Consider the following 23,044-nt stretch of genomic DNA (forward strand, 5'->3'; position numbering starts at 1 on the left):
ATATGTTTAGAATAGAGAAAGCCGATCGCATTAAGGAATTACCACCTTATCTGTTTGCAACAATCGATAAGATGAAAGCCGAACAAATAGCTAAAGGAGTAGATGTTATTGACCTTAGCATCGGTGATCCTGATATTCCTACCCCTCCAAATATTATAGCCAGGATGAAAAAGACAGTAGAAGATAAAAAAAATCACCGCTACCCTTCTTATGAGGGAATGCTTGAATTTAGAAAAGCTGTATCCAACTGGTACAAAGGGAGATTCAATGTAGATATGGACCCTGTTACAGAAGTTCTCTCTTTAATCGGGTCTAAAGAGGGAATAGCCCATATTCCATTGGCATTCGTTAATCCAGGCGACATGGTCTTGGTTCCCAGTCCGGGTTATCCTGTCTACAGCATAGGAACGAAATTTGCAGGAGGAGAACCTTACACTATGCCTCTTCTTAAAGAGAATAAATTTTTACCCGATTTAGGAAAAGTGCCGGAAGACATTGCAAAAAAAGCGAAAATGATCTTCGCAAATTATCCTAATAACCCAACTGCTGCAATAGCTAATACAGATTTTTTCAGAGATCTTATTGAGTTTGCTAAAAAGTACAACATAATTGTCTGCCATGATGCCCCTTATACAGAAGTATACTATAATGGTGATAAGCCCATCAGTTTTTTAGAAGTAGAAGGGGCAAAGGAGGTGGGAATAGAATTCCACTCTCTCTCTAAAACATACAACATGACTGGATGGAGGATAGGGTTCGCAGTTGGCAATGCCAATGTCCTGGAAGGGTTAGGGCAGATTAAGACAAATATTGACTCTGGTCTGTTTCAGGCAATCCAGGAAGCCGGGATTGAGGCATTAGAGGGTGATCAATCACCCGTAGAAGAAATGAGAAGGATATATCTGGAGAGAAGAGATGCACTGGTTAATGGGCTTATGGAGGTTGGTTTGAAACCAGAAGTGCCAAAGGCGAGTTTTTACCTCTGGGTTCCGGTTCCAGACGGATATACCTCTACTGCATTTTGCGCACATTTACTAAACAAAGCAGGGATTGTAACTACCCCGGGGAGCGGGTTTGGTGAAGAAGGAGAGGGGTATATACGTATGGCATTAACTGTATCCAAAGATAGAATTATCAAAGGAGTTAAACGGCTTAAAGATGTGGGGATTTAACAGGGCAAAATGAAGAATATTGCCTATATCGGGCTTGGGTCTAACCAGGGTGATAAAATCAAGTACTGTAATGAGGCGATAAAGGAGATTTCTAAATACAAGGGAAATCTAATCTTAGACCGGTCTTCTTTTTATAGAACAGAACCATGGGGAAAAGAAGACCAGGACTGGTTTATCAACTGTGTAATTAAACTCCAAACCCTTTTAGGTGCACCTGAGCTTTTCAAGGTACTGCAGAAAATTGAGACAAAATTAAAAAGGGTTAAGAGAGACAGATGGGGTCCCAGAACCATTGACCTTGATATATTGTTTTTTAACAATGAGGTGATAAACAAACCAGAGGTTCGTATTCCCCACTCCATGATTCAGGCTAGAAAATTTGAGCTTGTGCCTCTTAGTGAAATCTGTCCTGAACTAATCCATCCAGTATTAAATAAATCTGTAATGGAGCTGCTAGAAGAAACTAAAGATGACAAAGAGGTTATAAGAATAGAAAAAAAAGATTAATAAAGAGAGTTTTTTATGCGTTTTGTATTCCTGATTATTCTGTCTTACCTTTTATACAGACTTATAAGGGGACTTTTCTATTCCTCTAAGGAAAGAAATATCGACACCATACCTTCTAAAGAAAGACCTGATGAAGATGAAATGGTAAAGGACCCCTATTGCGAGACATATGTACCCATAAGAAATTCTTATTCAGCAAAGATAAACGGGGAGTCTTTATATTTTTGCAGTAACGAATGCCTTGAAAAATATAAACAGGAAAAAGCCTCAAACAAAAATGTTTAAGAAGTGCTCTACCAAAAAGGCAAATCTATTTAATTTAATTCTAGTATTAGGGATTCTATCGATATCCTATTCTATATCCCTGGCAGATATTTACAGCTTCACAGATAAAAATGGTGTGGTTCATTTTACCAATGTCCCCACTGATCCCAGATACAAATTAATCATAAAGGAAAAACATTTCGACTCTCGATCTATAAACTACGGATCCCTTATATCAAAAATATCGGATAAATATATGGTAGACGATACGCTAGTAAGGGCAATTATAAAAGCAGAGTCTGATTTTAATCATAAAGCAGTCTCAAATAAGGGAGCAATGGGTCTGATGCAGCTGATGCCTGGAACAGCAGAGGATATGGATGTTAACAACCCTTTTGACCCCGAAGAGAACATAGAAGGGGGGGTCAGGTATTTTAAATGGCTCCTGGACAGATTCAAAGACAATTTACCTCTGGCTATCGCTGCCTATCATGCTGGAGGAGATGCAGTGATAAGATATAGCGGCATTCCACCTTTCGACTCAACTCAGAAATATGTTAAACAGGTACTGAAATATTTCAAAGAATACAAGAAGTAGAATTTTTTACTAATTCAAGGTATTAAATAATGTTAAACTTACCTAATTATCTGACCATCCTGAGAATTACGGTAATCCCTTTTGTGATGATATTTCTGTTTTTCCCTGGAAAGTTGGCGGCTTTTTTTGCTGCATTGCTCTTCTCCATAGGAGCCATTACCGATCTTTTGGATGGCTATATAGCCCGTCAGCAAGATGCCGTAACCTTTTTAGGAAAGGCTCTTGACCCCCTGGCTGATAAGCTCTTAATTACTGCTGCCTTAGTTATGCTTATACCTCTTGGGAGGGTTCCGGCATGGATGGCGGTAATAATCATCTCTCGGGAGATTGCTGTGACAGGGTTAAGGGGCGTTACCGCTATGGAAGGATCAATTATAAGTGCCTCCAATTTAGGGAAATACAAAACAATCTTTCAGGACACTGCACTGATTGCCCTACTTTTACACTATGAATACATATATGTAGATTTACATACAGTTGGAATGTTTTTCTTGTGGGTTGCATTAATAGTGACATTATGGTCAGGGTTTGATTACTTTTACAGATTTTTCAAGGAGGCTCAATCTACTATAAATGGATAGTCCTGTTTTTTATTTGACAAGGCAGAAGGATTTGTTATAATTTTACAAAAAGTTAAAAAAGTCTTTTAGCGGGAATAACTCAGTGGTAGAGTGCAACCTTGCCAAGGTTGAAGTCGCGGGTTCAAATCCCGTTTCCCGCTCCATATATACAGGCGGCATAGCCAAGTGGTAAGGCAGAGGTCTGCAAAACCTTTATTCCCCGGTTCGAATCCGGGTGCCGCCTCCATTGGCAAATTTCCTTTCCTATAGCAGACAGAATTTAACTTTTGAAGCTAAAAACCCCAACGTAGACGTTAAACCCTTTTAAAAAGTAGATGAGGAGCTTCATATATCCTCTCCACTCTTCCTCTTTTCCTCAGAAGCTCAAGATGAATCACGGCTTCAACAAGAGCCAGAGGTTTTTCGGAATCAGGTAATTTACTCCCCAGGACAGTATCTTCAATCCACTTCATTTTAAGGGATATATCGTATGCTGTTTTATAATCATTTCCCATAACATCCAAAACGTGCTCCAATCTCTCCTCATGATGTGCCAGGATCTCATCCACCCGTTTTTTTGGATCCTCAATTATCCCTCCATGAGCAGGGAATGCGCGCTCAATATCATATTTCTTCAACTTATTCAGAGAGTCCATGAAATATTCTAATGAGTTTTCTCTCATAACACTCCCGAAGGCAGGGTCTCCCGGGTTAGGGGTAATGTCCCCGAGGAGATGGTCACCGGTAAATGCTATCTTCTTTTCCCTGTTATAGAGACATATATGTCCAGGTGAATGGCCTGGGGTCCAGATAACCTCGTAAGAATCTCCATTATTTGAGAACTTCTGGCCATCTTTTACTCCTTCATCAACCCTGGCATGGGAAATCATGCCAGGAACAAGCTTATACAGTCTCTTTATATCTTTAACAAAACCCGCCGGCATCCCATATTTCAACCCCTCATCCACCCAGTAGGTAAAGGTAGAATCGTAAGAATCCACAAGGGGAACTTCCATTTCATGCATGATAATGGAGACATCAGAAAGCTTTTTCAGTTCCCCTGAAAAACCATAATGATCAACATGATAGTGGGAGATAATCACATTTTTGATATCACGAAAGCTCCGATGGATACCCTGCAAGTAGTTATTCAGATATTCATAGGTATCCTTTGTTTTTGGTCCACAATCAATAAGTGTAAGTCCAGAGTCTCCTTCTATCAGATAGAGATTAACGAATTCCAGAACAAAGGGAACAGGAACACGCACAAGGTAAATCCTTTTCATTATTTCCACGTTCTTTTCCTTTCAAGATTGACGGCTTCGTAAAAAGTCCCCAAAGCCGTCACTCCGGCGAAATCATCTTTTTTCCCCTAGCCTTTTCCATATCCTCGGGTGCATTTATATTGAAGAAGAGAGACTGCTTCGGATCGAAGGAAACTATTTCACGGGGACCAACTTCTCTTACCCTTACTTTAGGATAAAAGCTGGTAATCTTTAAGTCATTTAGCTGAAGCAGGGCGTCTATATGTTTTATGCACCTCTTTGAGTAAATGGCATGAAGGGGCTGAAGACCATCACTAGAATGCGGGATAACCACGTCAAAATTGTCCGCATTTGATACCATATAATGGATGAATCCTTTATTTAAAAATGGCATATCACAGGCCGTTACAAAGATATGCTGAGAAGAGGCGTAAAAAAGCCCCGTATAAACCCCACCTAAAGCACCCTTGTCAGGGATAAGGTCAGTTACTATTCGAAGATCCAGATATAGATATTGACTGGGGGAATTTGTTACCAGGGTTACCTCTTCAAAAGTATCCTTGAAGATACCAACTATCTGATCTATCATCCTTTGACCGTTGATTTCCAGGAACGCCTTGTTCATTCCCATCCTTTTACTCTTACCACCTGCTAGAATGACGCCTGTCAATAGTTTCTCCTGAAAGCTAAAGGTTATGAGGATATCCTTATCTCTACCTCCTTTGGGTCTTCGCAATCCTTAAGAACAGAGATCATCCCTGTTATTGACCGAATCATCATGTCCTTGATAAAGGGTTTGAGGACTATATTCTTCCCATTGACCCTGAGAATGATGGAAGATTTCCTTTTCTTCTTGAGAAACCGATCCTCTATTATATCTACTATACCTTCTACATCGTCTATATCTATACATGGAACACCAACATCGAACTCCTTATCACTTGCCACAGCTATAAGGATATCCTTCTTTGAGCATAGAAGTTCCTCATGGGTATCCTTTCGGCAAACCTCTATTTTTGGGTGCCGATCTTTCTTGTATCCCTCTGATATTATTATGTCCACATCACTGATGAATCTTCCTCTGAGATCGTCCAGCGGCAAATCCTGTTCCACATCCCTGACTATGGCTATCTTTTGCGGTGAGGATATTATAGTAGTATGAGCACCTGCTATCTTATGGCGCCAGCTATCCTTTCCCTCTCTATCAACATTAAAACCATGAACATCATGCTTAACGGTGGCAACCTTATAGCCCCGCCTGTTTAACTCAGGGATTACTTTCTCTATCAGAGTTGTTTTTCCACTATTTGATTTGCCTACTATTGAGACTATGGGTATCATAAACCAATGCCCTTTCTAACTTAATACTCCACCCTTACCCTCTTCCACCCCAAACTGTCTAATGCAATGATCATACTGGTAATATTGGAAGACCCCTCTCCTGTTTGGTAAAGGATGGCATCACGATAGAGCCTGGCTACCGGATACTCCTCTGAATATCCGTAACCGCCAAATATCTCTACTGCAAATCGAGCTGCCCTCACACAGGTCTCTGATGCCACATGCTTTGCTATAGTACTCTCAAGGGTATTCCTGACTTTCTTATCCGCCAGAAAGGCAGCCTTGTATAGGAGTATCCTGGCAGCCTCTGTGCCGGCTATCATATCGGCGATCTTTTGCTGATTCATCTGAAACTCGCCGATTTTCTTGCCAAATGCCTCTCTTTCATTGCAGTATCTGATACTCTCATCTATACATGCCTGGGCAACCCCAACAGCACCTGCCGCTACACTTATACGCCCGTAGTCCAGGGTATTCATTGCTATTTTAAAACCCTGCCCCAACTCTCCAACCAGGTTTTCTCTTGGCACCCTACAATCTTCAAATATAAGTTCGCCTGTAGGTGCACAGTGATGCCCCAGTTTATCCTTTATCTCTTTTCTTGTGATGCCGGGCATCTCCTTTTCAACAATAAAACACGAGATCCCTTTGTGTTTGGGTACAATCATGGGATCAGTCTTTACATAAACCACCCCTACATCCATTATAGGGGCATTACTGATCCACATCTTGGAGCCATTGATGATAAAAGAATCACCATCCTCTGTGGCAGTTGTCTGGATAGATGCAAAATCAGAACCTGCATTTGGCTCTGTCATGGCATTTACACCAAATATCTCGCATCGGATCAGCTTTTGTACATACTTCTCCTTTTGTTTTTCTGTACCCCAGTTGAGGATAGTCAAAGGGCAGGTAAGTGCCTGCATGTTAAAGAAGTGTCTCAGAGAGGACTCTGCTCTGGAAATCTCCTCTACTATTATGGCATGAGCTACAAAACCAAGGTTGGAACCTCCGTACTTCTCAGGGAACGCCGCTCCAAAAAAACCATGATCTGCCATTTTCAGTATAATCTCCCTCTGAAACCTGTGGGCGCAATCATCTTCAGCCACTACTGGTATGATCTCCTTTTCAGCGAAATCTCGTGCCAGTCTTTTTACAGCCTTCTGCTCTTCTGTTAAAAAGAAATCCATACAAAGTCTCCATTAAAACAGTTTATCTACAAAACTCTTTATATTGTTGTTCTTCTCTATGCTAGACCTTTGAAAAACTCGCTTTCAGTCATTGCGAGGCGTGTGCACGCCGTGGCAATCTCTTTGATAATCAACATGTTATGAAATTGCTTCATCCGCTTCTGGCGGATTCGCAATGACAAATTGGGCATTTTTCAAGGTCTCTATGCGTCATATAGCCCCTGCATAACAGAAAACGCAAAACCAGATCGATTTTATTTTATCGATTAATCATTGTCAATAAATTGTTTTTTTCTTGACCGTATAAGTCAAAATATGTATTATTCTGAGCACGGAAATAAAGTCTGGTCAATACATCAGAACAATACTCAAATCAAAAGAGTAATTAAAGAAGGAGGAGAGTATGAAAAAGGCGTTAGAAGGCGTTAAGGTGTTGGATTTAACCCAATTCGAGGCAGGGACTACATGCACAGTATTACTGGCGTTCCTGGGAGCAGATGTAATAAAGGTTGAAAACCCGGCAACAGGAGATTTGGGGAGACTTTCTTTTTCAGAGAAGCGAGCCGAAGGGATTGACTCATTCTACTTTATCCTTTTAAACCTGAGCAAGAAGAGTACAACCCTGGATTTAAAGAGTGCGAAAGGGAAAGAGATATTCAAGGAGATGGTTAAGAAAGCGGATATAGTGGTCAACAACTTTACCGTCGGAACCATGGAGAATCTCGGTCTAGATTATAAGGTGCTGAAGGAAGTAAATCCCAAGATTATATATGCATCCATTACCGGATTCGGAACCTATGGACCTTATAAGGACTTTCCCTGCTTTGACATAGTGGCCCAGGCAACCGGGGGGCTGATGGGTGTAACTGGGTACCCTGAGAATCCTCCTACCAAGGTCGGGACAGGTCTAGGCGACAGTATAGGTGCTATTAACCTCGCTGTGGGTATACTTGGTGCGTTGTACCAGAGGGAGAAGACCGGTGAAGGCCAGGAGGTGGAGGTTGCTATGCAGGATGCCATATTCAATACCTTAAGACCAGTTTACAACTTTTATTATGTCGGTGGCAGCAAACCCATAGAGCGAACCGGTAACAAGACGAAGATGATAGCACCGTGGAACAGTTACAAGACTACAGATGGATACGTAGTTATAGGGCTTTTGACAAACCCCCTGTGGGAAAACCTCCTGAAAGCTATAGGGAGGGAAGATGCCCTTCCAGACCCAAGGTTTGCTGATCCATTAATCCGCGGGGCGAATTGTGATGCGGTGGATAGTATGATCGAGGACTGGACATCAAAGAGGTCGAAGATGGAGGCTATGTCGTACTTAGCTGAGAGAGGTGTCCCGTGTGGTGCCGTTCTGGACATGACAGAGCTCTTAAATAACCCTCATCTCAGAGAGAGGGGTATGGTTACCGAGATTGAACATCCTACCAGAGGTAAAGTCGCTATCCTTGGGTCACCCATCAAGTTATCAAAATCAGAGATAAAAATCCAGCCCGCTCCCCTCCTTGGTCAGCATAATGAGGAAATATACGCTTCTATGATGAATTTTTCCAAGGACGACCTTGCCAAGCTGAAGGAGGAAAAGGTAATATAACGGCATTGTAGTAATTTTGCTGTCATACAGGTTTTGTAAAAAGGCGCATTGCTTTACTCACTAAGGTTTTCATATCTCTGACAAAGACGACAGGGAAAGATTGAAGAGAAAGGAGTTAATCTAAGAATGATTAGAATAAGGATCCACGGGAGAGGTGGACAGGGTGCCGTTACCTTTGCCCATATGTTATGTTTGGCTGCTACTGAGGAGGGCAAGTTTGGGCAGTCTTCCCAGGGACAGAGTTGGGATAGGAGGGGTACTCCTATGGAGGGATACGCCAGAATAGGAAATAAGCCTATATCAGAGAGAGGCTTCATTATTGAGCCTGATTATGTGGTCGTATTAGACTCAACAATAGTAGGCGGAGTGAACCTGGAGGCAGGTTTAAAGGATGATGGGAAGATTATTGTCAATTCACCTGTTAATCTCAAGTTTAAGAACCCATCGTTCTGTGTCGATGCAACATCTATCGCTCTCGATAAGCTGAAGGCTCCTATAACGAATACTGCAATGTTGGGAGCATTTGCACGAGTTTCAGGACTCGTAAGCCTGGATTCTGCTGAAAAGGGAGTCAGAAAAATACTCGGGAAAAAATTTCCGGAGGAAGTTATTAACAACAATATAAATGCCGTTAAAGCTGCGTTTAATGAGGTAATAAGATGATGCGAAAAGAATACATAAGAGGAGGAAGCATTCATAAGTCGGGAACTTCTGTAGTTTATAAGACCGGTGGATGGAGGGTCTTTAAACCCATTCTTGACCAATCTAAGTGCAATAACTGTAAGCTGTGTTACTGGTACTGTCCTGATAATTCGGTAATATGGGAAAAGGATAATATTGCAATAAACTATGAGTACTGCAAAGGTTGTGGTATTTGTGCCTATGAATGTCCGAAAGATGCAATTGAAATGGAAAGGGAAAAACTATGAGAATGTATTTGTCAGGTTCTGAAAGTGTAGCCCATGGTGTAAGGCTCTCGAGGGTAGATGTTGTATCTGCTTATCCTATTACACCAAATTCCCTCGTTTTAGAGGCATTGTCAAACATGATTGATGACAAGGAATTAGATGCTGACTCTGTTAATGCTGAATCAGAGATGGGAGCTATGAATATCTGTGCTGGGGCAACTGCAGCTGGAGTCAGAGCCTTTACATGCACCTGTGCTCAGGGTTTAGCATATATGAAAGAGATGCTATGGATGGCTTCGGGGATGGCATTACCCGTGGTTGTAGCCGTTACCAGTCGTGCAATCGGTTCCCCTCAGACCTTTGCGTCGGATTTTTCTGATTCACTATCCGAAAGGGATGCAAGCTTTCTTCAATTCTATTGTGAAAATGCCCAGGAAGCCCTTGATTCTATAATTATGGCATATAAGATAAGTGAGAATGAACAAGTCCTCCTTCCCAGTTTCGTGGTAATAGAGGGGTTTCGTTTATCCCATACCTATGAACTGGTAGATGTTCCTGATCAAGAGGTGGTGGATCGATTCTTACCCAGGTATAACCCAAAGCATGCATTCATAGATCCAAAATATCCTATAATGCAGGGAGGACCAGCCCTTTCGGCATCCCTTTTTGATAGCTTGAAGTATCAGCAGTATATGGCGCTGCAGGCAGCAAAAGGAATCATCAAAGAAACCTGCAGGGAATTTGCTGGTCTTTTTGGTAGAAACTACCATGGGTTAACCGAATCCTATAAGATTGATGATGCAGAAATGGCAGTAATAGTTATGGGCTCTGTAGCGGGTGTGGCAAGAGATATGGTAGACGAATACAGAGAAAAGGGGCAAAAGATAGGAATGTTGAAGCTAAGATGTTTTAGACCTTTTCCTAAAGAAGAAATTATTGAAGCGCTGAAAGGTGTCAAAAAGATATTAGTTCTGGACAGGGCAACTTCTCCTGGCTCTGACGGCATAACGTATCTGGAGACAAAGGCAGCCCTGCATCATTCCCCTGCTATTGTATCTAACTTTATTATAGGGAGCCAGGATATGCTTCAGGGGGATATTGCAACTATCGTGGATACCACTTTGAACAGAGATGATGAATTCGTTGAATGGTATAACCAGGGATTCAAAGAGGAGGTTCTCGATGTTATTGGGTATGATAATTATGAGAGGCTGCAGAGATCTGAGGACGTTGACAGGCAGATTGAGGAAGGTGAGCATATACAGGCGTTTGGAAACCCATTTTGCCCTGGATGTGGGGGGCTAATCTGCATAAAACTGGCATTGAGTGTATTCGATAAAAATACTTTTGTTACTGCGAATGCCGGCTGTCTCGGGGTCATACCTGCGGCTTTTCCTCAAACCTGTCTTAAGGTCCCCGGAGCATTTTTTAGCTTCAGCAGCGCTGGAGGTGCAGCAAGCGGGGTAGAGGTTGCATTGAAGAGAAAGGGGATGGATACGGATATCTTTCTCTATGGAGGAGATGGAGGCATCCTTGATATCGGTTTACAGACCCTTTCTGGGGCGTTGGAAAGGGGTCATAATATAACATACCTCCTGTATGACAATGAAGCCTATATGAACACAGGTGTTCAAAGGAGCAGCGCCACCCCTTACCTGGCACGTACAAAAACAACACCATCAGGGAAAAGAACTCGTAAGAAGGATATAATGAGGATAGTAGAAGCCCACGAAAATGTATATACTGCTACAGCCTCTCCTGCCTATCCCAAGGATTTATTGCGTAAAATCAAAAAAGCGCGGGAACATGAAGGCCCGTCTTTTGTATATGTTATCGCCCCCTGCCCAACGGGATGGGAGTTCGATGCATCGTTAACCATAGAGGTTGCCCGTCTTGCCGTGGAGACGGGTTTTCTCGTTCTCTATGAATATGAAGATGGAAAGAGAACTATAAGCAGGATGCCAAAGAGGAGGAAACCTGTAGAAGAATATCTCTCAAAACAGGGAAGGTTCTCACACCTCACATCGGAACAGATAGCAGAGATACAGAATGATGTGGATAAGAGATTCAATGAGCTGGTCAGTCAGTCAAAATTAAATGGGTAGGGACTTAAAAGACCAGATCCAGAAACTGTTTCAATATACTGGCAGTAGCCCCCCAGATAACATGACTGTTGTAGTGGTAGAAATAAACCGGGGAAGTCTCACCTTCATGAATCATAAGCTCTTCTCTGTATATTTTTTTATCCAGCAACGCCTGTATGGGTACCTCTATGAGCTCATCTGTTTCGTGGGTATTTACCTCAAATTCATAGGGATACGGGATAAAACCCACAAATGGGGAGATAATAAATTTTGTCGTAGTCACTATATCATCCAATTCACCCAGTATCTCCACGTCCTCACTCTTGATGCCTACTTCCTCATAGCTCTCTCTAAGGGCAGTAGTCATTAATGTCTCATCTCCCTCATCATAAGCCCCTCCTGGGAAAGAAATCTGCCCCTTATGATGTTCCACGTCTTCCGTTCTCTTTGTAAACAAAATGTGGTACTTATCATCTTTGTAAAAGAGGGGAAGAAGTACCCCTGAAGGCTTAAAGCTATCATCGACGATGGTCTTTTTTGTTCTCTGAGATAGGACCTTTTTAATCCTGTCCTTCATATTATCAATCGATTTGTTATTATTAGAAATATCCATAAGATAAAGAGTTATAGGGAGGAAGCATGTGATAATAAATGGTCATAAATCTTTTCTCCTGCCTCCAATCCCAGGTCAATAAATTCCGGACCATACTTCTTACCGGTGTCAGTTCTAAAAGTGTCTTTTATTTTCCTGATCCCTTTCAATCCCTTGGGGAAGTACTCAATTATCGACTCAATGGGGGTCTTGCGAAAATCTGCCATGTACCAGAGGGTTTCCGTAAAGTTGTCTATCCCCCATCTAAACTTATCCGCATCGTAAAGAGAATCGCTGATCAACTGTCCCAGAAGAGTGGAGACTTTTTTTGGTTCAATAAATGCCTCATGATTGGAGATAGCCTGAACTATAATCTCCTTTTCTCTCTCTTTTAATGAAAAATCCCTGAGTTTGCTCCTTGCCTCTCTGGCACTGGCTTTGGCGTGATCTGGTTCCTTTCTCTTGATGTCGTGCAGTAACCCTGAAAGTTGGGCAATGACAATTGCGTTTTTGATCTGGTCTGATTTTAAGGATTGCCTCTCTCCCTCAATAAGGACAATGGCACCAATATCAATCGTTACCTTTTCGGCATGTTTCATACCGTGTCCAATGTTGTTTACTAATTCTTTGATCACAATGTCCCGGCACTTTAACACTTCTGCATTGCTATTATATATCTCCTTTGAAATTAAAAGAAGGCTCTCGTGTTCTATATAAAAACTGGGGCACTTCGAACTGGAGGCTATTCTTTTTGACTCCCTCATCATCCTCTTATATATCTCTTTCACTACCAGCCTCTCTGAGTATACTTAAGTATTTCGCTCGAATCCTTGAACCCTTGACCCCTTGAATCCTTTTCATCGACCAACTCTTTGGGAGATAAACCATATATAATTACCTTCCAGTATGCCCAAACCCTCCGGAGTCTCTCTCTGTCGTATCAAGTTCCCGGGTAAGCTCGAGAGAGGCGCGGTAAACCCTATTTATTACCATTTGAGCTATCCGGTCACCTCTTTTTATGGCAAATGGTTCAGTTCCAAAGTTTATAAGCAGAACCCCTATCTCTCCTCGATAATCTGCATCTATAGTGCCAGGTGAATTTATCAAGCTTATCCCATTCGTGAAAGCTATTCCACTGCGGGGGCGGATCTGCGCTTCAAAGCCTTTAGGAATTGCAACAGCAACACCTGTAGGTATTAGCTTTCTTTCTCCCGGTTTGATAAGAATATCCTCGCCAACTGCGGCATAAAGGTCCATACCTGCTGAGTGCTCGGTCATATAACAGGGTAGAGGTACATCGTCATCCATACCCTCTCTCACCCTTTTTACCTGAACCTTAACCTCTTCCATCTCTTTTCCTAACTCCCAAATCCTAGGCTGGAACCTCAATCTGCCGGTTAAATAATCTGTCCTAAAAATAAAAATACCCAATTAAAAATCCTGTGTCAAGGCATTTCTAGGTTGGGTTAAATTTGATGAAGTCGTAAAAAGTCAAAAATCAGACGGCACAGTAAAAAGCTCCAGATGCAAGGCGCGCAAATCCGAAGGAATGAGGCGTACTTGCCTGTACGCCGCAACGACGAAGGATGCAGTGCAATCCGCCTCAGGCTGACAGATGGACTTTTTACGAAGCCGTCAAATTTGCTTGACATGGGTTATCAAGATGTATATAAATTTCAATTATCCTAGAATTCTAAGACATAGATACGGAAGCATATTAGAAGGTACTATATGAAGGATAAGATCATCCAGAGCTTTTTGGACAGTGCTGATTTAAAGGTCAGATTTGCCAGGGAGAATGTGGACAGGATAATCTCTGTAGTCGAAGTGATTACCAATGCTATTAAACAGAGTAACAAGATCATCCTCTTTGGTAATGGCGGAAGTGCTGCTGACGCTCAGCATATTGCTGCCGAGTTTGTAAATCGCTTCTTAATTGAGAGGCCCCCATTGCCGGCATTGGCTTTAACTACGGATACTTCTATAATTACAAGTATAGGTAATGACGCAGATTTTTCTGATATTTTTTATAAACAGATAATAGCATTGGGAGTAAAGGGAGATGTGGCTATTGGCATTAGTACAAGCGGCAATTCGCTTAATGTCATCAAAGCTTTCCAGATTGCAAAAGAGATGGGGATTAAGACAGTCGGGATAACCGGCAAGAACGGGGGAAAGATTGCAAAGATAGTAGATTATTCATTAAACGTTGCTTCGGACAGCACCCCTCGTATCCAGGAGGTACATATAACCATCGGTCATACCATATGTGAGATGGTTGACTATTTGCTATTTCCTACCATAAATGGATAAAAAGGGAGTTATCAGGATAATGCGGAGCAAGGGAGGGAACGACAAAGCTAAAGGGCACAGCGACTTTATATCGTGTCTACTTTGGCGATTTGTTAGCTCTTTTGCTTTCTAAATATAATGTATCGGGGCAGAAATCCAACCCATTCTGCCATTGTATGCTGCCGAGAAATGGCTTAACAGAATTAAATATGCGGCGGTCTTTCAGTTGAGTAAAAATGCCTTTGTCCAGATAAGGCTTTACATCAAAGATTCGCTCTTCGTCATTTTCAAATACAATACTCAATGTATAATCATCATTTGGATGTACTTCTTTAATTCTTGGATTCATTTTATTACCCCTATTACCTGAGAGGTTCTATCTTGAACATTTCTTGCCCTGATGAAGCAAGTTCCCAGTCCGCCATTAACTCCTCTTTATGTATTTCTATCCATGCTTGAACAAGCTGTGCCTTGTTTTAAGGTATTTCGCCATCAATTAATTCCCCGTCAGGAATGGAAAACACGGCTTCATGTTCTTCTCTTAATGGCCAACATTCATTTTTATACTTTAAGTATTATAGATATTTTTCGAATTCCTTTTCTCTTATTCTTATGAATTTGTAATTCGGGAAATATTTTTCTATGTTCTGTTGTCTGATTTTATCACGTTCATATAAAGACCCATTAATATCATAGTGAAATTCCTCATCCCAATCCATTATTAATTTCAAATCATGGTTAATGTAGTCAAGGAAATAACCAAGTGTTTCAATGAAAAATTCCCCACCATTTGTAGCATACATGCCTTTCGTATTGTTTGTTTTATCAAATATTTCAAACCATCTACATGCTTTAGGGTTATATTGAGGCTGAAAATCGCCTTTAAAATATTTCTGACGCTGAGTATCAGACATTGAATCCATCAATCCTTTTGCATATGAGATGGCTATACCTAATCTGTCATCAGCTTCCTTTTTAGAGTATTTCAAGTAATAGATGATATGACCGTATTTCTGGCAAATTTTTCTACTTAATTGATCTGACTGAATTTCAGAACTTTGGTTTTTCAAATCGATTATGGCCGCTCTAATATCGTCTGGAGATTTAGATTTAGCTCCTTTATAGCCTTTCGCATTATTCTGCAGCCATTCCTTACTAAACAAATGTTTGATCTCGCCTTTAGATAGATTTGGGAAATATTCTTTCAAATCTACTCTTTCCTGTTCATTCTTCTGGTCATAATTCATTTTGTTTTTCTTCTTACGATATCTTATTTCTCGTTTCAATGCAGTAATTATATTCCATATAAAATCATTTTCATTCTCAAGAGGTTTGCCAGCCTCTAATCGCAAAATTACATTACGAGACAATCGTGTCTTATCGGCTAACTCCTTAGTAGACCAACCAATTAACTTTCTTATTTTTTGTAATGTTTTTATTTGTTCAACCATTTTAAGAATATTTTTGTTAATGAGTCAGCTGCATCGATTTGATGCTCATTAAGGCCTCCCTTAGGAGGCCGCAAAGCGGTATGATTAACAACAGAAAAAAGGGAAGTCTCTTTATTACCGATTAATACCCTTTTTTCTCTTGACAAGAGGAGGCCTTATAAGTGTTAGGCATGGGTTTATTTGCTTTCGCTTTCTTTAAGATACACCCAGGAAGTTTCATAACACCAGAAAAAAATAGCGATCCCCTGGCTTGGTTTCAAGCGAAGAGACGGACGAAATTTCTCTTACAGTCCAAACCGTCGGGAAATTACTGTTGGTTTTTAACAGACGAAATGCATATTTTTCTTAACGGGAACATCGCAAGCACGGTCGGCGGAAGCTTGAAAAGAGCGAATAATTATGCCGGGTGTAAAAGAAAAATATTATATATACCCGATCGCTCCCGAAAAAAGCAATTACCTATCAGTCGATGCTACAATTCTGCCCGTGCTTTTTCAAGTTCTGCTGCTGCCTTTTTAAATTCCATTTCCATGGCATCGATAAGCGTGCTTGCGCCTTCTGCCTTGTTCTCGCGCGCCTGGTATTCGAGCGTTTTGCATGCCTCGGCCAAAGCCGCAAGACCGAAATTGAGCGCGTTTGATTTAAGCGTATGGGCCTCACGCCGCAGGTCGGCCATTTTGTTTGCGACAAGCGCCGCGCGCGCCCGTGCAATATGACCGGGTCCATCCTTAGCGAATTGATCCACGAGCCTGGGAATCAATGCGAGGGCTTGGTCGCCCAGGCTTGATTTCAGGCGGCCAAATTCCCCCGGGTCAAAAACAGGAACAGCACTGCACCTTTCCTTCTCGGGCTGGTTTCCGGCAGGATGATTTATCGCTTTCGGCTTAACCTTTTTCAGCGCGGTAACCAGCTCGTTGGGCCGGACCGGCTTGCTCAAATAGTCGTCCATGCCCGCGGCAATGCATTGTTCCCGGTCTCCCTGCATGGCATTGGCGGTCATGGCAATAATGTAGGGCTGCAGCTCTGGGCTGAAGCCCTTTCGGATATGGCCGGTAGCCTCCAGGCCATCCATTTCCGGCATCTGTACATCCATCAACACCACGTCGTAGTGCTGCCGTTTAAGGGAGGCAATGGCCTCTTTTCCGTTGCTTGTGATTTCCGGCAAATACCCCATACGCTCCAATATCGCGTGGATCAGTTTCTGGTTGATTACGTTATCCTCGGCCACCAGAATGCGGAGGGGGTATTGCCTGCCCATTTCCGCATCATAGTCTACTTTTTTCTCAATATCATATTCCTTCTGGTACGTCTTCGGCACAGAGGGCGCCAGCGCCTCCATGATCGTATTGTAAAGCTGGGAAGGTTTTACGGGTTTTGAAAGCTGCGCAGAAAAATGCTTGGCGCGCGCATCCCGAAAAGCGGTGCCAATAGATGACAGCATAATCAGCGGCAGGGATTGCGCGTCGCGGTATTTTCTGATCTCCTCGGCAAGCGCAAGCCCGTCTTTTTCGGGCATCTGCATATCCAGAATGGCAAGGTCAAACGGCTCATTGCGGCCGATTATGGCCAGAGCCTCGGTTGCCGAGGTGGCCTCCTGCGGCTGCATGCCCCAGGCCTTGGTTTGCAAGGCAATGATTTTCCTATTGGTGGGATTGTCGTCAATGATTAAAAGCCGCCGGCCCTGCAGATCTGGTTGCTCCTCGCTCAGGTACGCCTGCTTTTTTTCGGTCTTTGCCTTTTCTGCCTGCAGGGTAAAATAGAACGTAGATCCCTTGCCCAGTTCGCTTTCGGCCCATATTTTTCCGCCCATCATTTCGCACAGGCGCCGGCTGATGGCAAGCCCCAGGCCGGTGCCGCCATACTTGCGCGCCATGGAGGAGTCCACCTGGCTGAACGATTTGAAAAGGCGGTCCATGCGGTCGGCCGGGATACCGACCCCGGAATCTTTCACCAAAAATTCTATTTCGTACCACTGGCCCGAGCGGACCGATTCCGGTAAGTTTTCGCAATGGTTGCTGGCATATGAGGGTTTCTCTTCCAGCATGCGTGCTTTTGCCATGACCGCGATTTCTCCTTTTTCCGTGAACTTGATGGCGTTGCTCATCAGATTGGTGAGCACCTGGCTCACGCGCGTGGAATCGCCGATCAGTATACCGGGAACCCCAGGATCGATAAGATATACCATTTCAAGGTGCTTTTCCGTTGCCCGGTGGCCCAGAAGCCCTAAGGTGGATTCCACGCATCCGCGCAGGTCATAGGGCTGGCATTCCAGGTCAAGCTTTCCCGCTTCTATTTTGGAAAAATCAAGGATGTCGTTGATGATCGTCAGGAGGGCTTCGCCGCTGTCGCGGATAGTCTGGGCAAAATCCAGTTGCTGGGGCGTGAGCGTGCTGTCCAGTAGCAGCCCGGTCATCCCGATGATGGCGTTCATAGGTGTACGGATTTCGTGGCTCATGGTTGCCAGGAAGATGCTCTTTGCCTGGTTGGCCGCATCGGCAACCTCTTTGGCCTCCTTGAGCTGCGCCTCGGTCTGCCGGAAATCGGTGATATCACGCAGGCATTCAATGGCCCCCACCACCGTGCCCTGCGAATTATACAGGGCCGTTGCAAATCCCAGCAGGTGCCGTGCGCCTCCGGGAAGGGCAGGGCAAACAGCTTCTGCGGTGATCACTCCATGGCTCTGCTCGATATGCATGTACTTTGTTTTCAGCTCTTCGGGCGACGCAAACACCAGGTCTATTAAAATTTTCCGCCTCTCGCCGTAAAAGGGAATGGCGTATTCTTGGTTGCCTTTACCCAGCATGTCCTTTGCCTTGACCCCGGTTATCTGCTCGGCGGCATGGTTCCATGCAGTCACGATGCCCTCGGTATTGATGACCACTGTGGCGATGGGCAGAAAATCTATCACGTAGGCAAGCCGCTGCTCGGATTCTTTTACTGCCTGCTCAGATTTTTTCTGCTGCGTCACGTTTTCCAGGGTCCCTTCCAGGTATTTCGGTTTTCCCTCGGCGTCGCGCGCAAGGTACGCACCCAGGGACACAACAATAACCTCGCCATCTGGCAGGCGAAAGCATGTATGAAACGCCGAAACAGGACCTTGCTGGACAAGGGAAAGCAGGCGCTCGCGCTCCTTGTAGTCGGTATACAGGTTTATCAGGCCGTACCGGTTAATCCCTTCTACGTTTTTAAAATGCAGCGCGGCTAGCAGCGCGGGATTGGCCTCAAGCACTTTCCCGTCCGGGGTAGTGCGGAAGATCCCCACGGGCGCGTTCTCGACCATCTGCCGGAAATTCTGCTCCGAAAGACGCATCTTTTCGTTGGTGGCCTCCAGCAGGCATTTACGCTTGAAGTCGCGTCTTTCCTTCTGGAACACCGCAAGCGAGACTACATAGGCAAACACAACCATTGCTGTGTTGTTGAACAGCATGGGGACATCGACGCGGAAACGGGTCATCAGCAAAAGGGTGACCACCGGCACGCAGAACGATCCTGTAAAAAGCACCAGGCTCTGCCACGGGTACAGGCACAGCGCCGTGGCGCAGACAAGGAGCGCAATCATGTAGGGGGAAATATTGGAGCTCATGGCCTGGCGGAACACGGAAATCAGCCCGAAGATTGACAGCAACGCAAAGACAACGCCAAAGCTTGCAATGGCATGCCATGGCCGCAGGTCTGCCGGCAGTGCCGGCCGCTTTACGGCAAGAAGAAATACAAGCGAAACAACAATGTTGGCGGAAAGAGCCATCAAAATTCCTTTCTGGCTCAATACGCCCGCGCCGTATTTCATAAGGCCGAACATGCTAAGCACCAGTGCCAGCGATTCAACAATAGCAACCAGCAAACAAAGCATCCGTATGCGGGCAAGGTTCATGTGGGCAACATCCCGGGAAAATTCCTTCTGCTCAACGGAATTTAGGCTTCGCAGCGGTTCGGCGTCTTTTACCTCGCCCAGCAGGGATAAAATGAGTTTGCGGATGTTCTGTTTCATGGTATTACTCCGGGTTCTGGTTCAGGGGGCATGGTGCCCTGTTTCGAATTTTTTGTATATGCCGGCGGGGGTCTGTTTCTGCCAGAGCTGCGCATAGGTTCCGCCGTTGCGTAGCAGTTCTGTATGCGGACCCTGCTCCACCAGGTGGCCTTCGTTAAAAACGAATACTGAACGAACGCGGGGGGCAGCCTCCAGACGGTGCGTGACCGAAATTACAGTCCTGTCCCTGCCGAGTTGTTCGAGCAGACGGTCTATTTGGGAGGTGGTGGTGGTATCCTGGGCAGAGGTTACGTCGTCAAGCAGCAAAATGGCCGGGTCGGGTAGAATGGCCCGGGCAATGGCCAGCTGCTGGCGCAGGCCCGCGGAAAGTTTTCCGCCGCGCTCCCCTACAATTGTTTCGTATCCCCCGGGAAAGCCAGTAATGGTCTCATGTATGCCCGCTGCTCTGGCTGCTGCTTCGACCTCCTCGTCCGTGGCACCCTGCTTGCCCACGCGGATATTTTCGCGGATTGTGGTATTGAACAGCACGGTGTCCTGGAATACAATACTCATGTGCTGGCGCAGGGAATCCAGCGTCACCTTCCGCAGGTCCACCCCGTCGATGCAGATGGTGCCTTCCTGCGGATCGTAGAACCGCATCAGAAGATTGAGCACCGTGCTCTTGCCGCTTCCGCTCGGTCCTATAAAATTCACCGAACTTTTTATGGGAATGGAAAAGGTCACATTTTTAAGATGCACCTGGCCTTCCGTATAGCCGAACGACACGTTGTTAAATGATATCTCGTGGCCAGGGCGGGGCAGCGGAACAGCGTCTGGCGCGTCCGTGATATCGGGCTTTTCTTGAAGGAGTTGCTCGATTTTCTGCATGCCGCCGGTGGCGCGCACCAGGTATGGTATGCTCCAGGTCAGCTCGTTGATAGCGATAACCAGACCCGAAAGCAGTACCTGGAACGAAACAAGACCGCCAATGGTCAGGTAGCCGAAAAAGGTGAGCAGACTGCCGCCCGCTATGGTGAGCATGCCGAATATGGCGGCGCACCGGCCGGGCACCCGGTCCGTGAGGTAGGAAAGAAAACACGCTCGCATGGTTAAATGGAAGAAATTCACCATCTGCAACTTAAAGCGCTCGGCCACCATGTTTTTCAGCCGGAACGCCTTGATCGCCTGCTGCATGCCTATCACGTCCTGAAGTATGGCCGTAATGCGCGCCTGTTCCCTTTTCATGCGGACATCGGCCTGCGCGGCGGGCTTTTCGATGCGCTGTTCGGCGCGGTAGCTTACAAAAATGCCAAAGATGACAAACATCGCAAGCTTCCATTCCAGGGCGAACAAAAGACCCAGTGTGAACAGGACCATCATCAGCTGGCTGATGGCCAGGGGCAGGCAAAGCATGACCGTGTTTTCAACGGCAGCCAGGTCGGTAGTGAACCGCGACGTGATTTCACCTGCCGAGATCCGGCCAAAAAAGCTCATGGAAAGGCTCTGCAGGTGGCGGTACATACTGAAGCGGAGATCGTTGAGGATTTTTACCGCAAGGCGGGCATACAGCCAGTCCGTGACCACCTGCATCAGGGCCGCAGCAACCATGGCAAAAACTAGGATGCCGAGCGTCAGCATCAGGACGCGGAAATTGTGCGGGATAAGCGCATCATCGGTAATGAACTTGAATCCCAGGGGCAGCGCTGCTTCAACGCCCAGGCAGGCGAGGATCAACAGCAGAAACACTCTCATCTGATTGCGGTACGGCCTGCTCCATCCCAACAGGGCTTTTAAAAAACCCGATATTTTCATTCCCGGTTCTGTTTTTTTGTCTGCTGCCGCTTCCATACCCCAGTGCCGGCCCGGGCCAGGGATGGATCTTTTAGGCGCCTCTCCCGAGGCGCGCATTTCCTCTACTTGGCTGATGGCTAGCGCCGAGCGGATGCGCACCTGCAAAAGGGCCGGGTCGAACGGCTTGGAAAGGTGGTCAACGGCCCCCATTTCTAAGCATTTCACCACGCTGTTCATGTCGTCGCTGGCCGATACCACGACCACGGGAATGTCTTTGAGCTCGTTGTCGGCTTTCATTTTACGCAGCACCTGAAAGCCGTCCATCTCGGGCATGACCAGGTCCAGCAGAACAACGTCTATGGCCTGTTCGCGGAGCAGGGAAAGAGCGGCCCGGCCGTCCTCGGCTTCCAAGACCTGGTAGCCGGCTTCCTTAAGGTTGACGCAAAGGAGGGTGCGTGGGAGTTTTTCGTCGTCAACGACCAGTAGCGTTTTACAAGGTGCCATGTCAAATGCCCTTCCGGTACCGTTCCAGTTCGGTTTTTGCCTTTTGGAATTCCTGCTGCGAACGTTCGATAAGCGCCTGTGCGCCCGTGAAGGTTCCCTGTTTGGCAAGTAATTCCGTCTCCTTTGCCGCGGCAGAGAGCGCCATTGCGCCAAAGGTGGCGCTGTTCGATTTGAGCGTGTGCGCCGCCCGTCGCAACGCCTCCATGTTTTTCTGCTCCAGCGCAAGACAAGCCTCTTTTAAAAGCCTGTCCCCGTCCTTGAAAAAATCGTCCACCAAGGCCGGGAACATGTTATCGGCTTGACGGCCTAGGGTTTCTTTCAGGCGTTTGAGCGCGGTTGTATCCAGCAGGGGTTGTCCGGGAGTTGCGGCCATGCATTTTGAAGGTATCCGCGAAAGTGCTGTTGCCAGATCCTGTTTGGCAACAGGCTTTGCGATAAAATCGTTCATGCCGCTCTCAAAATATTTACGGCGGTCTTCGTATCCCGTATCGACTGTCATGGCGACAATCCACGGCCGTCTTTCCGCCGGAATACGGCGCACAATCTCACGTGCTGCAGCCATGCCGTCCATTTCGGGCATCATAATATCCATCAGCACCAATTCGTAGTCCTGGCACTGCAGCGCCTTCAGAGCTTCTAGCCCGTTGTGCACCACGTCGGCCTGGCATCCTAGCTGTTTCAGAATTTCCAGGGTAATGATCTGGTCGGTAGCGTTGTCCTCTGCCAAAAGGATGCGCAGAGGGCTGGACTTTTCAGGGGACTTGGATGACCATGAAGATTCTTCCATTTATTTCCTTTTTGGTTTGTTTTTTGTCGTGTTATTACAAATTATGGTGATTATAAAAGATTTGGCACCAAATTTGTGATATATTTTGTTATCAGATTAAAGATAGATTCTTTTCTATTATTATAACGGAATTCGAGTTCTTTTAAATATAATGGAAACTTTTCTTTTGAG

At 45.1% G+C, this 23,044-nt stretch carries 21 protein-coding genes, 2 tRNA genes and 1 pseudogene; 11 read left to right on the top strand and 13 right to left on the bottom strand.

The window, feature by feature from the left end; translation table 11 throughout:
* The first annotated feature begins 2 nt into the window (after positions 1 to 2).
* From AB1401_08075 to AB1401_08100, 6 genes are all read left to right on the top strand, one after another.
* On the top strand, positions 3 to 1,172 hold the full coding sequence (locus AB1401_08075; GenBank protein ID MEW6615406.1) for an LL-diaminopimelate aminotransferase: 1,170 nt from the start codon (positions 3 to 5) through the stop codon (positions 1,170 to 1,172).
* A gap of 9 nt (positions 1,173 to 1,181) precedes the next feature.
* Entirely contained in the window at positions 1,182 to 1,679 is a 498-nt protein-coding gene (gene folK, locus AB1401_08080; GenBank protein MEW6615407.1) for a 2-amino-4-hydroxy-6-hydroxymethyldihydropteridine diphosphokinase, read from the top strand.
* Between the two features lie 241 nt (positions 1,680 to 1,920).
* A complete protein-coding gene (locus AB1401_08085) occupies positions 1,921 to 2,541 on the top strand; it encodes a lytic transglycosylase domain-containing protein (GenBank protein MEW6615408.1) in 621 nt (206 codons plus the stop codon).
* Between the two features lie 29 nt (positions 2,542 to 2,570).
* Positions 2,571 to 3,122, top strand: a complete 552-nt coding sequence (gene pgsA / locus AB1401_08090; protein MEW6615409.1) for a CDP-diacylglycerol--glycerol-3-phosphate 3-phosphatidyltransferase — start codon at positions 2,571 to 2,573, stop codon at positions 3,120 to 3,122.
* 68 nt (positions 3,123 to 3,190) lie between these two features.
* A tRNA-Gly gene (locus AB1401_08095) sits at positions 3,191 to 3,265 on the top strand.
* 8 nt (positions 3,266 to 3,273) lie between these two features.
* Positions 3,274 to 3,348: transfer RNA gene (locus AB1401_08100), tRNA-Cys, on the top strand.
* Between the two features lie 67 nt (positions 3,349 to 3,415).
* Here the strand turns inward: AB1401_08100 and AB1401_08105 are convergent.
* The 4 genes from AB1401_08105 to AB1401_08120 are packed head-to-tail and all read right to left on the bottom strand — an operon-like array spanning position 3,416 to position 6,897.
* Positions 3,416 to 4,387 (bottom strand): MBL fold metallo-hydrolase, encoded by a 972-nt coding sequence (locus tag AB1401_08105; protein MEW6615410.1) that lies wholly within the window; start codon positions 4,385 to 4,387, stop codon positions 3,416 to 3,418.
* A 58-nt stretch (positions 4,388 to 4,445) separates the two neighbouring features.
* Positions 4,446 to 5,036, bottom strand: coding sequence for a molybdenum cofactor guanylyltransferase (locus AB1401_08110; GenBank protein MEW6615411.1), 591 nt, complete (start codon positions 5,034 to 5,036; stop codon positions 4,446 to 4,448).
* Positions 5,037 to 5,059: 23 nt separating this feature from the next.
* A complete protein-coding gene (mobB, locus tag AB1401_08115) occupies positions 5,060 to 5,707 on the bottom strand; it encodes a molybdopterin-guanine dinucleotide biosynthesis protein B (protein MEW6615412.1) in 648 nt (215 codons plus the stop codon).
* Positions 5,708 to 5,727: 20 nt separating this feature from the next.
* Positions 5,728 to 6,897 carry an acyl-CoA dehydrogenase family protein gene (locus tag AB1401_08120; GenBank protein ID MEW6615413.1) on the bottom strand — a complete coding sequence of 390 codons (1,170 nt, stop codon included), beginning with the start codon at positions 6,895 to 6,897 and terminating at the stop codon, positions 5,728 to 5,730.
* A gap of 403 nt (positions 6,898 to 7,300) precedes the next feature.
* Here AB1401_08120 and AB1401_08125 point away from each other — a divergent pair, with 403 nt between their 5' ends.
* From AB1401_08125 to AB1401_08140, 4 genes are all read left to right on the top strand, one after another.
* A complete protein-coding gene (locus AB1401_08125; GenBank protein MEW6615414.1) occupies positions 7,301 to 8,497 on the top strand; it encodes a CoA transferase in 1,197 nt (398 codons plus the stop codon).
* 126 nt (positions 8,498 to 8,623) lie between these two features.
* Entirely contained in the window at positions 8,624 to 9,160 is a 537-nt protein-coding gene (locus AB1401_08130) for a 2-oxoacid:acceptor oxidoreductase family protein (protein ID MEW6615415.1), read from the top strand.
* Entirely contained in the window at positions 9,157 to 9,426 is a 270-nt protein-coding gene (locus AB1401_08135) for a 4Fe-4S binding protein (GenBank protein MEW6615416.1), read from the top strand. The genes AB1401_08130 and AB1401_08135 overlap by 4 nt, the downstream gene beginning before the upstream one ends.
* Positions 9,423 to 11,510 (top strand): thiamine pyrophosphate-dependent enzyme, encoded by a 2,088-nt coding sequence (locus AB1401_08140; GenBank protein ID MEW6615417.1) that lies wholly within the window; start codon positions 9,423 to 9,425, stop codon positions 11,508 to 11,510. The genes AB1401_08135 and AB1401_08140 overlap by 4 nt, the downstream gene beginning before the upstream one ends.
* Before the next feature lie 4 nt (positions 11,511 to 11,514).
* Here AB1401_08140 and AB1401_08145 read toward each other — a convergent pair whose 3' ends face one another.
* The 3 genes from AB1401_08145 to dut form a co-directional block, all read right to left on the bottom strand.
* Complete coding sequence (locus AB1401_08145) at positions 11,515 to 12,102, bottom strand: CoA pyrophosphatase (protein ID MEW6615418.1); 588 nt, start codon at positions 12,100 to 12,102, stop codon at positions 11,515 to 11,517.
* An 11-nt stretch (positions 12,103 to 12,113) separates the two neighbouring features.
* Positions 12,114 to 12,869, bottom strand: a complete 756-nt coding sequence (locus tag AB1401_08150) for a hypothetical protein (GenBank protein ID MEW6615419.1) — start codon at positions 12,867 to 12,869, stop codon at positions 12,114 to 12,116.
* 106 nt (positions 12,870 to 12,975) lie between these two features.
* A complete protein-coding gene (dut, locus tag AB1401_08155) occupies positions 12,976 to 13,431 on the bottom strand; it encodes a dUTP diphosphatase (protein ID MEW6615420.1) in 456 nt (151 codons plus the stop codon).
* 381 nt (positions 13,432 to 13,812) lie between these two features.
* Between dut and AB1401_08160 the strand changes: the two genes are divergently transcribed.
* The gene (locus tag AB1401_08160; protein ID MEW6615421.1) at positions 13,813 to 14,394 is read left to right on the top strand and encodes a D-sedoheptulose 7-phosphate isomerase; all 582 of its coding nucleotides are present in this window, start codon (positions 13,813 to 13,815) and stop codon (positions 14,392 to 14,394) included.
* Between the two features lie 76 nt (positions 14,395 to 14,470).
* On the opposite strand, the gene AB1401_08165 is transcribed toward AB1401_08160, so the two are convergent.
* The 6 genes and pseudogenes from AB1401_08165 to AB1401_08190 all read right to left on the bottom strand — a co-directional run bounded on the left by AB1401_08165 (position 14,471) and on the right by AB1401_08190 (position 22,873).
* The gene (locus tag AB1401_08165) at positions 14,471 to 14,722 is read right to left on the bottom strand and encodes a DUF2442 domain-containing protein (protein ID MEW6615422.1); all 252 of its coding nucleotides are present in this window, start codon (positions 14,720 to 14,722) and stop codon (positions 14,471 to 14,473) included.
* Positions 14,723 to 14,735: 13 nt separating this feature from the next.
* Positions 14,736 to 14,843, bottom strand: a pseudogene (locus tag AB1401_08170) (hypothetical protein).
* A gap of 105 nt (positions 14,844 to 14,948) precedes the next feature.
* Positions 14,949 to 15,824, bottom strand: coding sequence for a helix-turn-helix transcriptional regulator (locus tag AB1401_08175; GenBank protein MEW6615423.1), 876 nt, complete (start codon positions 15,822 to 15,824; stop codon positions 14,949 to 14,951).
* 472 nt (positions 15,825 to 16,296) lie between these two features.
* A complete protein-coding gene (locus AB1401_08180; GenBank protein MEW6615424.1) occupies positions 16,297 to 19,812 on the bottom strand; it encodes a response regulator in 3,516 nt (1,171 codons plus the stop codon).
* 21 nt (positions 19,813 to 19,833) lie between these two features.
* Positions 19,834 to 22,086, bottom strand: coding sequence for a response regulator (locus AB1401_08185; protein MEW6615425.1), 2,253 nt, complete (start codon positions 22,084 to 22,086; stop codon positions 19,834 to 19,836).
* Between the two features lies 1 nt (position 22,087).
* The gene (locus AB1401_08190) at positions 22,088 to 22,873 is read right to left on the bottom strand and encodes a response regulator (protein ID MEW6615426.1); all 786 of its coding nucleotides are present in this window, start codon (positions 22,871 to 22,873) and stop codon (positions 22,088 to 22,090) included.
* Positions 22,874 to 23,044 lie beyond the last annotated feature (171 nt).

This window comes from Thermodesulfobacteriota bacterium, assembly GCA_040757775.1.
GTDB lineage: Bacteria > Desulfobacterota > UBA8473 > UBA8473 > UBA8473 > UBA8473.